This window comes from Acinetobacter sp. ANC 5378 (assembly GCF_013004315.1).
GTDB lineage: Bacteria > Pseudomonadota > Gammaproteobacteria > Pseudomonadales > Moraxellaceae > Acinetobacter.
In genome coordinates this window covers 1-12614 of record NZ_JABERK010000041.1, presented here as the reverse complement: position 1 = coordinate 12614, position 12614 = coordinate 1, and the positions used below count along the sequence as shown (strand labels likewise).

Below are 12614 nucleotides of genomic sequence, written 5' to 3'. Positions count from 1 at the left end.
AAGAGTTTCGTATATTCGGGTATAATCGCGGCGCGAATGCGGAGACTTCATTATGAGCAACTCAACTTCCCCAAACACTGGTTTAAGCTATAAAGATGCGGGTGTCGACATTGAAGCGGGCGACGCACTTGTCGATCGAATCAAATCTGTCGCTAAGCGTACCTCACGTCCTGAAGTCATGGGCGGATTAGGCGGCTTCGGCGCTCTTTGTAAAATCCCTAAAGGTTATGAAGAACCTGTTCTCGTATCTGGCACAGATGGTGTTGGTACAAAATTACGTTTAGCACTCAATTTGAACCGTCATGACACGATTGGTCAGGACTTGGTTGCAATGTGTGTAAACGATCTTCTTGTATGTGGTGCTGAACCATTATTCTTCCTCGACTACTATGCAACTGGTCACTTAAATGTGGATGTCGCTGCAAATGTCGTGACAGGTATTGGTGCAGGTTGTGAGCTTGCAGGCTGTGCATTGGTTGGCGGTGAAACTGCTGAAATGCCAGGCATGTATGAAGGTGAAGATTACGACCTTGCAGGTTTCTGCGTGGGTGTAGTTGAGCAAAGCAAAATTATTGATGGAACCAAAGTTAAAGCTGGTGACGTATTGATTGGTGTGGCTTCTTCTGGTGCTCATTCAAACGGTTACTCTTTACTTCGTAAAATTTTAGACGTGAAAAACGTTGATTTAACACAAATCGTGGATGGTCGCCCACTTGCCGACGTGGCAATGGAACCTACACGCATTTACGTAAAACCATTGCTTGAACTTTGCAAACAAGTTGATGTTCACGCTATGGCACATATCACTGGTGGTGGTTTACCTGGTAACTTACCTCGCGTACTTCCAAACGGTGCTCAAGCTGTCGTGAATGAAGCATCTTGGGAATGGCCAGAATTGTTCAAACTTCTTCAACGTGAAGGCGGTGTTGAACAGTTTGAGATGTACCGCACATTTAACTGTGGCGTAGGCATGGTGATTGTTGTTGATGCGAGTGAAGCTGACAAAACTGTTGAATTGCTAACAAGTCTTGGCGAAAAAGCATGGACGATGGGTCATATCCAAGACAATGCTGAATCTGTTGCCGGTGCTGATGAAAAAATTCGCGTAATTTTTGCATAAAGAACAGCACATGATCAAAATTGCTGTCCTCGTTTCAGGCAGTGGAAGTAACTTGCAAGCCCTGATTGATGCCAATCTGTCAGGTCAAATTGTTGGGGTGATTTCCAATAAGCCTGAAGCTTATGCTTTAGAACGTTCTAAAAAAGCAGGAATTCAAACTGCCGTTATTGAACACAAACAATATCCGAATCGTGAAGCTTTTGATGATGTGATGCATCAACAATTACTGGATTGGGATGTTGATTTGGTTGTTCTTGCAGGTTTTATGCGCATCTTGAGTGCCAAATTTGTCAAAGCATGGGAAGGGAAAATGCTCAACATCCACCCTTCTCTCTTACCAAATTACAAAGGCATGCATACTCATCAACGTGTACTCAACACCGGTGATGTTTTGCATGGCTGTACGGTTCATTATGTCACTGCTGAGCTGGATGCCGGTCAGGCATTAGCTCAAGGTGTACTAAAAGTAAATTTGCGTGATGATGTAAGTTCTTTAGCGAATCGCGTTCATGTACTTGAACATGTCATTTACCCGCAAGTGGTGGAATGGATCTGTACAGGAACAGTTCAATATACTGAACAAGGTGTATTATATCGTGGTCAAGCGATGCAGGAACCGGTTCAATTTTGTAAGCTTTAAACCGAATTTTATGCAATAAAAAACGCATCCTAGGATGCGTTTTTTATTGCTTGGTTTTCTATTCATCAACTGCCTCAGAAATTAGGCTGACTGCTGTTGAATCAATTGCTTAATTAACTCTACAGTTTCGAGCGGTTTTTCAAGTGGAAACATATGACTCCCCGGAACAACCGTATAAGGAATACCAAACTTCTTTTTCGCTATTTGCGGAAAGCCGCGCTCAATAAATGGCCCTTTTTCAGCCATCACCAACTGGACAGGCACTTGAGGTTTCGGCTGCGGCAGCCACCATAAGGATGGATTGGTTCTAAAGATATTTACCTCATCCATCTTGGAAATGGTCAGCTCCACACCGCCTCGCACTTTGTCTTCCGTTAAAGCATGATCGATATAGGCTTGGAAACAGGTTTCATCAAAATGTTGATAAAAGCCTTTAGGACGAAGCAATTCAGCTGCCTGTTCACGACTTTCCCAATGATCTCTGCGACGTAAGGATAAAGATGCCGGCGACATCTTATCTACGGCTTTCAGCTTTAAGGTTTTGGCCACGTGCAAAGCAAATGCATCTTTGCCCATAATTAAGGGCGGATCAATCATAATGACCTGCTCAAACAGTTCAGGACGTTTTAACGCCGCCTGAAAGGTCAGTACAGAACCCAATGAATGCCCGAGTCCAATCACTGGACGACCTTGGGCTTGACGTACAATACTATCAATAACTTGATTAGTCAGGCTTTCCCAATGGTTATCAATGGGGTAGCGTTTATCTGGCCCAAGCAATGGTACATACATAATGTCGTATTCATCTTTCAGTAAATCAAACAGTTTTTGATAAACTTTTGATGGCACGCCATTGGCGTGCGCAAAATGGATCAATGGCTTCATTGTAATTTGGTCGTTTGTTCAGATTGCACTTGCTGTGAAAGTGAAGTTGCAAAACCTTGACCGATAGCGCTTCCGATACGTCCAAGTACTGAATCGAAAGGATTATATTCAATGGTGTAATTCACTGCTTTTTCCACTTTTAATTCGCGCTTCAGCGTATTTAAGCTGCCAGTACGATCTGCAATACCCAATTTCACTGCTTGATCGCCTGTCCAGAATAAACCAGAGAATATTGCTGGATCTTGAGATTTCAACTTCTTACCACGACCCTGTTTTACTGCATTGATAAAATGTTCATGGACATTATCAAGTACGCCTTGTACATGGGCTTTTTGTGCAGGATCAACCGGTTGAGTCATGGAAAGCAATGCTTTGTTTTCACCTGAAGTCATGGTGCGGTCTTCAACACCCAACTTTTTCATCAAGCCATTCACACCATAGTTCGGCATAATTACCCCAATAGACCCGACCAGACTTGATGGATTAACAATAATCTCATCGGCAGCAGAAGCGATGTAATATGCACCTGAAGCACCGGTATCACCAATCACTGCATACAGTTTTTTACCGGTATGTGCTTTTTTCAAATACTGGATTTCTTGCCAGATTTCATCCGACTGAACCGGTGAACCCCCTGGTGAATTAATATTTAACACTACAGCTTTACTTTGTTTGCTTTCAAAGGCTTTCTTTAATGCTTTGACTGTATCAGTGCTATTGACGCTTTGTTTATCTGCAGCAATGGTGCCAATAATATCCACTACTGCAATATGCGAACTGGTCGTTGCCGTTGGATCGGTGGATGAGGTACTGCAACTTTTTGCCATGGCCACTAAAATAAAAAGGATATAAGCAAAAGTGAGAAATTTAAAAAATATGCTCCAACGACGTGCACGGCGCTGCTCTTCTACCGAGGCTAAAACAGCTTTTTCTAAAATATGCCATTCTTTGCCAGTGATGTTTTGCGAGTTATGTTGTGTATTCTGAACTTCATTTTCTGGTTTTGGTGGCCAATCGGACATGGAAAATAATCCAAGGATGAGTTAAATTGAACTCATTATATACACTGCATCAGAGAAATCTGCCTAAACAATCTATTTTCGCCTATAATATTTTCACTTTTTGACTCTATATCTACATTGACGATAGGCGATGACTGACACTACCCCATCTAATACGACGTATCGCTTACTCAAATTTGTAAGTCGACAACCTATTCAAATTTCGAGATTTATTGCCCGAGCTTTGGCAGGTCTAGTAAATTTACTCAAACTATCAAAAACGTCAGATACAATCCGCCTTAATCTTCAAATTGCACTGCCAGAATTAACGTCCGAACAACATGAGCAAATTATTCAACACGCCATTCGTAATGAATTGACCTCATATTTTGAATTTTTCAGCATCTGGGGTGCAAGTACCAATAAAAATATTTCACGTATTGATTCCATTAGCGGTGAACAACTGCTTCAAAATGCCCTTAAAACACCTGAAGGCTTGGTACTGATTGTCCCGCATTTTGGCACTTGGGAAATCATGAATGCCTACTTGGCTCAATTCACTCAAATGACCATTTTGTATAAACCTGTCAAAAATGAATCAGCCAATCAATTTGTACGTGCAGCCCGTAGCCGTGAACAAGCCAACTTGGTTCCTACCGATGAATCCGGGGTAAGACAAATTTTTAAAGCGCTAAAACAAGGCGGTACCACGGTGATTCTGCCAGACCATACCCCAAATGTTGGTGGAGAAATGATTCCTTATTTTGGAGTTCCTCTGGCCACCAGTAATTTAAGTGCCAAACTAATTCAAAAAACCAAAGCCAAAACTTTATTTTTATATGCGCTGCGTAATGATAATCATGGTTTTGATATGCACATCGAGCCTATTGATGATCGTATTTACCAAGGCAATGCCAATGATGGTACCGCTGTTATTTTCGAAGCTATCGAAAATTTAATTCGCCGTTATCCAGAACATTATCACTGGAGTTATAAGCGCTTTAAAGCCAATTCAGAGCTAAAAAATATTTATCACTTAAATACAGATGAAGCACTCAAATTGGTTGCAGAAGTTCGAGCGAAAGCAACTCAGGCTGAAATAGCTTAGGGCTTTAACCATTGTTTTGAATCACGTTCAAACTCAATAGCCATGATGCTTTTGTGTTTGAAAAAACGAATACTCCCATGTTCTATCGTGGTAAGGAGCGGAATTTTTAACTCTTTCAAGCGGGATTCAACAACCACGCTTGGGTGCCCATAGCGGTTATTAAAGCCTGCTGACGCCACCGCCATTTTTGGATTCAATTGCTTTAAAAAATGATAGGCAGAGCTATGTCGACTGCCATGATGTCCCAAAACCAAAACATCGACTTTTAAATCAGGATAATCCTTTAGAATCTGATATTCAGTTGACCAACCGGCATCTCCCATCAATAAAAAATTTTGATAAGGTTGGGCATTTTTTACCTGTAAATAAACCACACAGGACATTTCATTTTTTTCATCTTTAGCATTTCCCAACTGCTCTGCTTTGGGTGACAAAATGGTAAGAGCAACTTGATCGCTCCAATGCCACTTTTGACCTTGACGACAATAATCAAACTGGCTGGAATCAGTGACCTCAACCTGTTCATTTGAATATATATTTTTAATGGGTAAAGCATGTTTAATCGACTCATAAGCCCCTTTATGATCCTGATCTAGATGGGTCAAAATCAGTTGGTTCAACTCGCCCACACCATTCACCGATAAAAAGGGCAAAATGATTTGCTTGCCTACGCTAAATTTAGCTTCATCATAATTTCCACCCGTATCAATCATCAGTGTCTGTTCTTGATCACGGATAAAAATCGCTTGTCCCTGCCCGACATCCAATACTGTCAACTCAAACTCATTTTGACTCGAATCAATCATTATTAAAGGCACAAAGCATAATACTGACCAGGTTTTGGATACTACACCACGCGGTAAAAACAGAATCATTAACCCTAGGCATAAACTCAGCAACACCCAAATGTTCATCGCCATCGGTTGTAATGCAGGTGAAAAAAGATGTTCTAAACCCTGCATCAAAATAAGCAAAGCTGAAATACCCTCATCATTGATTTGGAAAATCAGACTTCCCAAAGGCTCAAAAATGAAATAGCACAATGCCGCGATCACATCTAAGGGAACAATCACGATACCAATCCATGGAATGGCGAATAAATTGCTCAATGGCGTAATCCAGGCCACCTGTTTAAAGAAAACCAGCATCAATGGAAATAAGGCCAGAAAGATTTTCCACTGTGATTCGATTAAAATTTTAACTTGGGTTTTAACCGCCTGAACATTGGTCTTAATTTCTTCAGCATGACTTTGCTGTTGCACAGTTTGATAAATACGTAACAACACAAAGCATGCACCATAGGACAGCCAGAACGCAGCCGATAAAATACTAAACGGGTCAAATATCAATAAAATTGAAGCACTAAACAGCAAAATACTTAAAGGTTGAACTTTCTGTTGGAACAGTACAAATCCACTGATCAATAAGCACGTGAGCAAAGTTCTGAGGGCTGGAATTTCAAACCCCACAAAAGCACAATACAACAGCACGCAAATACAAAAAGGCAAAATCAATAGATATTGCTTTGGCCACTTTAAATAAGCTTTTGGACAATAGCGGCAAATCAATTGATGCAAGCTCCAACATACTAATAACGCAAAAATCAGCACATGTGGTCCTGATATTGCCAGCAAATGGCTCATGCCAAAGCGCTGAAATAACTGTTCAGTTTCGGGTTTGAGTAAACTTTTATCTCCTGTTAACAAAGCCAAAAGTAGCCCTTTATGCTTTACAGGCTGCTGATCAATAAAATTTCGTAGCGCTAGGCGTTGTTGTTCCATCCACAGTTGGATCTGATTTGAAAAAGAATGCTGTTGCCTTACATATCGACCATACCCCAAAGCAGAAATATCTTGCTCACACAGCTTTTGTACCGAGATCACTTTAAAGCCCGACATAATATTTTGCTGGACATACCATTGCTCTTGATCAAAAACACCTTGCGTTGCATAGCTATGCGCCGGCAGAAGTTTCCCCTGCAAACGATAATATTGACCCAGTTCAAGTACAGGTTGATGATGGGCATCTATTTCATGTTTTAAAAATGCCTGCCATTGCACAACTTCAGCATGTCGATTCAACACCTGTATTTTTTGTTGTATCGTTTGATCGCCCAATTGATTGATGTTTTTAACATGAACAACTACTTCAACTGGTTCAGCCTGCTTCTCTCGAAACTGTAAACGGTCATTGAGTTGATGATAGGCATAACTATAGCCAAGCGTAATGCCCAGGCTGAATCCTATACAGAGCTGTAAAAATTTAAACCACAAAGAGTGAGCTTGTTTTAAAATAGTGAGCTTTAAAAGCAAGAACAGAATGAAAAGAGCAATACAAGGAATCAGTAAAGACTGCAAAAATGGAAAAGTTTTTCCCATGCTCGCAATACCGATGATCCAGCCCACACAGATTAATTGAATCATTATTTTTATAAGTTTTTTTATTTTGTGCAATATTAAAGCCCACCGCAGTGAGCTTCAATCAATTTTTTAATTTGTCGATCAGTGTCTAAGCATCAATCCAGACACCATCTTGCATATGCAAAATCGAATCACCGGTTTGAGCCAATTGTTCATCATGGGTCACAATCAGCATCGCCATATTGAATTCGCTGCGTAATTCACTGAGCAGTTCAAAAATTTTTACTGCATTTTTACGGTCCAAGTTCCCCGTCGGCTCATCGGCCAGCATCAGTTCAGGCTTAGCCACCAAAGCACGCGCCAAAGCCACACGCTGACGTTCACCACCAGACAACTCGCCCGGTTTATGGGTCATACGGTGCGACAATCCGACGCGATTCAGCAAGTATTCTGCTTGCTCTTTCGACTGCTTATAGTTGGTTCCTGCCCGTAGCATCAGCGGCATTGCGACATTTTCCAAGGCGGTAAATTCAGGCAATAAATGATGGAATTGGTAAACAAAACCCAAATGCTGATTCCGTAAATAACCCCGTTCAGCTTCACCCAGATTATCAAAGCGCTTGCCGTTTAAAAAGACTTGTCCTGCTGTAGGGCAATCCAGACCACCCAACACATGCAACAAGGTACTTTTACCCGAACCACTTGAACCGACAATCGAAACAAACTCACCTGCTTTAACTTGTAAAGACAAGTCCTTGATCACTTCTACTGTGGTTTTGCCATCAGTAAAACTTTTCGAGATATTTTTCGCTTCGAGGACAATATTACTCATAACGTAAGGCCTCTGCAGGTTGAGTTTTAGCAGCACGCAAAGCTGGGTAGATAGTTGCAAGAAAGCTTAAAAGTAATGATAAACACACAATGACAACCACATCTTGCCAGCGCAAATACGACGGTAAATAATTAATGAAGTAAGCATCAAACAGGTTCAAACCAAATGTGGTATTGAGCCAGCCAATCACACCACTAATACTTGAAGCAAAAATAATCCCGAGAATGGCACCAGAAACGGTACCAATCACCCCGATGATTGTCCCTTGCACCATAAAAATGCGAGTGATGGTCGCAGGTGAAGCACCTAGGGTACGCAGAATCGCAATATCGGATTTTTTATCCGTGACCACCATCACCAGTGATGACACGATATTAAATGCAGCCACCAAAACAATCAGGAACAAAAGCAAGCTGACCATGGCTTTTTCCATCTGGATGGCACTAAACAAATTACCATGGGTAAACGTCCAGTTCGATGCATAGAAATTGCTTGGCAAGTCTTTGACAATATCATCCGCAACTTCAGGTGCAAGGAAGATATCATCCAGTTTTAAACGGACACCTTGAGCACCATCGGGCAAGCGTAACAGGGTCGAAGCATCATTCAAGGCGATATAGCCCATCATTGAATCGACTTCTGCCCCAATACTGAAAATCCCGACAATTTTAAAACGCTTGAAACGCGGCACTACACCGGCTGGTGATGGCGTTGCTTCTGGAAGGACTAAAGTAATATTGTCATTTAAGCCTAGACCGAGTGAATCGGTCATTTGTTTACCTAGAACAATGCCAAATTCACCTTTTTTCAGGCTATCAATACTGCCTGCAATCATGTGATCTTGGATGATCGAAACTTTCTTTTCATAGGAAGGTTCAATCCCCGTGACCATGATTCCAGCTACCTGTCCTTGCGCTGTAAGCATCCCCTGTAACTGGGTAAATGGTGCTACGCCTTTAACATGCTCATGTTGTTCAACTTTTCTTGCAAGTTCAGGCCAATTTGTTAAAATTTGTGTTGAAGAAACAGTAGCTTGAGGTATCATTCCTAAGACGCGGTTTTTCAGTTCTCGGTCAAAGCCATTCATCACAGATAAGACTGTAATGAGGACGGCTACACCTAATGTGAGGCCGATCATAGAAACCAGAGCAATAAAAGAAATAAAGTGGTTACTACGCCGTGCGCGAGTATATCTCAACCCTATATACAGCGAAATTGGTTTAAACATACCATTTAGTCCGAGGAATAATTATGGAAAATTTACAGCATCAAAGCGGCAACATGGAACGTCGCGTTATGTCGCGTATAGATGCTGCCTTGCGAATTAATTATCAGATTATTTCTAATGATGTCGCGTTTAATGACCCTTACGATCCTAACTTTGTACTGCCACGCTATTTTCTACTACTCGCAGAATTAGATCAATTTGATCATGCAATAAACTACGAATTAGAACAATTATCTGAAAGAGATCAACAAATTGCTCGAATCTTATCCTTATTCAATCAAAAATTAAACCTTATTACCGGTTCTTTGTACGATGCAATTGTACAATCCATGTTACCCGTCCCTGAAAATGTCAATTTTTCAGAAACCGGGTTCAGTTTCTTTAATGAGCATCCAATTCAGGAAGGAACCTATATTCATGTGACCTTAAGCCACCCTGAAAATTTCTTTCATATTGCAGCAACTGCACAAGTGGTTTATAGCCGAGCTGAAGAGAATGGTAAATTCCGTACTGGCGCCTATTTCATTACCTTACATCCACAAGATCGGGTTAAACTGAGCGAATGTATTACGGTAAGCAAGACTAAAGATTAAAAATTTAAATGCCCGATTTAATCTTGTGGGCGAGCTTACGACTCGCCTTAAGGTCACGATAAAAATAGACAAACAAGCCAAACAATAAAATAAATGCCCCGACAAAAACCATTGCCGATAATGACTCGTTATTCAGTACCGCACCAATAAATAAAGCAATCATCGGGGTCATCACCGTGGTTAATGACAAAGTTGTCGCTTGAATATTTTGCACCAATTTGAAATAGCAGAACATTGCAATCAGTGATGCCATTATCACAGCATAAAGCAGTGCCAATAATGACTTGGCATTAGGAATATGGGTGGGTGCATATTGCCAGATAAAAGGTACAATACAGATTGCAGCTACAGTTGAAACAAAAATAGAACCGGTTGCCTGTGCCACAGGATCAATATTCGCATTCACTTTCTTGACCCAAAAAATCGATAAAGCATAGGTAAATACACTCAGCAACATGAGGCCAATACCAATGGGATTGACATGTTGATTTTCACCGCCAAAACAAATAATGGCCAAGCCTGCAACTGCAATCAACATGCCCAGCCACTGTAAGCGACTTAAACGCTGTTTAAAGCCAAAGCGTCCAATCAGACCCGCCATAATCGGTGCCAAACCAAACATCAGGGCAATAATGCCTGAGCTTAAATAGCTGGTCGCAATATAAGTGAAAATCTGCGATCCGATTAAACTAAACGACCCGGCCAAATAGCTATGCCAAGAAGTTTGGTTGATGGGAAATTTAACCTTTAGAATCAACAATAATACGACTGCAAGGGGTAAGGCAATAAAAAACCGCAGCACCAATGCCCACATTAAATGCAGGTCAGAGACACTCCACACAATAGCCAGTGGTGTCGTGGCCCAAATAAATACCAATAAGGCATAGGTTGAAACAATATTGGCTTTAGAAGGCATATGGGGCTCAGCTTAGAGTGCAGTTTTACGTTTCTGTTTCTGGATGGTTTGATCGAGGGAACTGGAAAATTCACGTTTATCGCGCTCAGAAATCGGCGGTGGCCCACCAGTGTTGACACCTGCCCCGCGTAATGAATCCATAAAATCACGTAAATGCAGACGGGCTTTTACATTCGCCGTGGTATAAACCTCACCGCGTGGATGAATTGCAATACCGCCCTTTTCAATCACAAGCGCTGCAAGCGGAATGTCTTGGGTCATCACAATATCATGCTCTTTCATGCGATCTATGATTTCTTTATCGGCCGCATCCGCCCCACTCATCACCTGAATGGAATTGATTCGAACTGAAGGAGTAATCCCGACATTTTGATTGGCGACAAAAGTGACTTCTAACTGATAACGATCTGAAGCGCGAATAATGACTTCACGTAGAATTTTAGGTAATGCATCGGCATCGACCCAAAGTTTAAATGGCAGCACAAAGCATCCATAGCAAGAAAATATTAAGAGCTAGTTTAACAAATTCGTATGACAAGAGGATGGATAAATCCATTGCGTCAATTCCCTACCTGATATTTGAATGCGATGAACCTGGTTTTTATACCTAGGTTTTCTAATACAAGCAGCTCTTAGTATGGGTATTGAGCACTTTTCTCATAATTTGATGGTTAAATTTAGCCAGATGACTTGAAATTTTAAAATAACCCTCGATTTAATATACAAATACAACCCAACATCAATTGTGAATATGAAAAATCAGAATAGACCAGAAATTATCACCATTGAAGATCAAAACTTTGGCAGCCATGTTGAACACTGGAATTTACTCACAGACAACCCAACGACAGATGTGCCAAAGTGGCTTGGTCTAGCGCTGAATGCACCGGTTATGCCAATGGGTTTGTGTGCCGAAGAATGTGACATGGACGAAACCACATGGCTCATTCAAGGACCAAAGAAAGCAGCGGTACAAATAAACCAAGTGATTGCGGTTGAAAATAACAAGCCACAAGCGGTGAAAACTGCTTTTCCAAGTTTCGAAGGCCCGTATAAAGTTGAGGCCAAAATTGAACGTATTATTAGCTGTAAATCCAATACGCAGGCTGTTTTACGCTTAAACCTAGGTGCAAATACCACTGTTTATGCCTTTGATACCCTCTATAGCGTGAATCATGAACACTATGAAAAAGGTCAAACCTATCTGGCTCAGTTAAATGCATGGGCTTATGAACTTGAAGCGGTTTCCGACCATGAACAACTGGTGGTCGATGATCCTGCTTCCATTAAGCACCATCGTGCTTTAAATGATATTTTAGCGGCCAATGACGGCGTTGCCCCTGCCAATTTGCAAGAACAAATTGATGCCTGGGAGCCTAAATCGGAAGATGATAAAGCACCGGTCACCGTCGATTTCTCAAAAATGGTGGCTTATCTTTATGGTGAAAATATGGGCCAAGAAGATGAAGCCTGGTTCCAGGGTAATATTGTCGGTAAAACGTCAATGTCCTTTATGGAGCAAGACTACACGCTTTATGATGTGGCCTTAATTCATGATGACAATCAAGAAGCAACCCTGATCCGTATTGCAACCCAGAATGCAGCCTATAAAGACTTCCAGATTGGTCAATTTATTCGAGGCAATCTGTGGATTCAAGTCAATATTCATTCTAAAAAACAGTAAGCTACAAACAGCAGCTCAATATTTTGATAATCAATCTCACGATTTAGCTGCTTTTTTTATGTCGGTTTTTTATTATCTGGTTTCAAATGATGCTTCATGTTTATCCACAGTCAAACATTATATTTAACCCTAGTTACGGATAAGCTAAATTTCTAACGACATGAATTTTTGGCTTATTCTTCTGACAGAGTTGATAGGCACATAGAGAAGAAAATATGCCTGCTAGGAAACCGGAAATAGCCCGATG

General features: G+C 41.2%; 12 protein-coding genes and 1 pseudogene. 5 read left to right on the top strand and 8 right to left on the bottom strand.

Annotation, left to right across the window (positions count from 1 at the left end; genetic code table 11):
- Nucleotides 1-52: 52 nt before the first annotated feature.
- A complete protein-coding gene (gene purM / locus HLH16_RS09310) occupies nt 53-1120 on the top strand; it encodes a phosphoribosylformylglycinamidine cyclo-ligase (RefSeq protein ID WP_171529117.1) in 1068 nt (355 codons plus the stop codon).
- A 10-nt stretch (nt 1121-1130) separates the two neighbouring features.
- On the top strand, nt 1131-1760 hold the full coding sequence (gene purN, locus HLH16_RS09305; protein ID WP_171529116.1) for a phosphoribosylglycinamide formyltransferase: 630 nt from the start codon (nt 1131-1133) through the stop codon (nt 1758-1760).
- Nucleotides 1761-1841: 81 nt separating this feature from the next.
- Here the strand turns inward: purN and HLH16_RS09300 are convergent, their stop codons facing one another.
- Together HLH16_RS09300 and sppA are read right to left on the bottom strand one after the other, a co-directional pair.
- Nucleotides 1842-2645, bottom strand: coding sequence for an alpha/beta fold hydrolase (locus HLH16_RS09300; protein ID WP_171529115.1), 804 nt, complete (start codon nt 2643-2645; stop codon nt 1842-1844).
- A complete protein-coding gene (gene sppA, locus HLH16_RS09295; protein WP_171529114.1) occupies nt 2642-3667 on the bottom strand; it encodes a signal peptide peptidase SppA in 1026 nt (341 codons plus the stop codon). Before sppA ends, HLH16_RS09300 begins: the two co-directional genes overlap by 4 nt.
- 130 nt (nt 3668-3797) lie before the next feature.
- Here sppA and HLH16_RS09290 point away from each other — a divergent pair, with 130 nt between their 5' ends.
- Nucleotides 3798-4754, top strand: a complete 957-nt coding sequence (locus HLH16_RS09290) for a lysophospholipid acyltransferase family protein (RefSeq protein WP_171529113.1) — start codon at nt 3798-3800, stop codon at nt 4752-4754.
- Here the strand turns inward: HLH16_RS09290 and HLH16_RS09285 are convergent.
- The 3 genes from HLH16_RS09285 to HLH16_RS09275 form a co-directional block, all read right to left on the bottom strand.
- Nucleotides 4751-7177, bottom strand: a complete 2427-nt coding sequence (locus HLH16_RS09285; RefSeq protein WP_171529112.1) for a DNA internalization-related competence protein ComEC/Rec2 — start codon at nt 7175-7177, stop codon at nt 4751-4753. The two genes, HLH16_RS09290 and HLH16_RS09285, sit on opposite strands and share 4 nt — an antisense overlap.
- An 85-nt stretch (nt 7178-7262) precedes the next feature.
- The gene (gene lolD / locus HLH16_RS09280) at nt 7263-7946 is read right to left on the bottom strand and encodes a lipoprotein-releasing ABC transporter ATP-binding protein LolD (protein WP_131291405.1); all 684 of its coding nucleotides are present in this window, start codon (nt 7944-7946) and stop codon (nt 7263-7265) included.
- A complete protein-coding gene (locus tag HLH16_RS09275) occupies nt 7939-9174 on the bottom strand; it encodes a lipoprotein-releasing ABC transporter permease subunit (RefSeq protein WP_171529111.1) in 1236 nt (411 codons plus the stop codon). Before HLH16_RS09275 ends, lolD begins: the two co-directional genes overlap by 8 nt.
- Before the next feature lie 23 nt (nt 9175-9197).
- Here HLH16_RS09275 and HLH16_RS09270 point away from each other — a divergent pair, with 23 nt between their 5' ends.
- On the top strand, nt 9198-9767 hold the full coding sequence (locus tag HLH16_RS09270) for a PilZ domain-containing protein (RefSeq protein ID WP_171529110.1): 570 nt from the start codon (nt 9198-9200) through the stop codon (nt 9765-9767).
- A 4-nt stretch (nt 9768-9771) separates the two neighbouring features.
- Here HLH16_RS09270 and HLH16_RS09265 read toward each other — a convergent pair whose 3' ends face one another.
- Both HLH16_RS09265 and HLH16_RS09260 read right to left on the bottom strand, forming a co-directional pair.
- Nucleotides 9772-10683, bottom strand: a complete 912-nt coding sequence (locus HLH16_RS09265; RefSeq protein ID WP_171529109.1) for a DMT family transporter — start codon at nt 10681-10683, stop codon at nt 9772-9774.
- Between the two features lie 12 nt (nt 10684-10695).
- Entirely contained in the window at nt 10696-11166 is a 471-nt protein-coding gene (locus HLH16_RS09260; RefSeq protein WP_086193613.1) for a YaiI/YqxD family protein, read from the bottom strand.
- Nucleotides 11167-11434: 268 nt separating this feature from the next.
- Between HLH16_RS09260 and HLH16_RS09255 the strand changes: the two genes are divergently transcribed.
- The gene (locus tag HLH16_RS09255) at nt 11435-12367 is read left to right on the top strand and encodes a hypothetical protein (protein WP_171529108.1); all 933 of its coding nucleotides are present in this window, start codon (nt 11435-11437) and stop codon (nt 12365-12367) included.
- A 133-nt stretch (nt 12368-12500) separates the two neighbouring features.
- Here the strand turns inward: HLH16_RS09255 and HLH16_RS09250 are convergent.
- Nucleotides 12501-12614, bottom strand: a pseudogene (locus HLH16_RS09250) (IS982 family transposase); the annotation flags it as partial.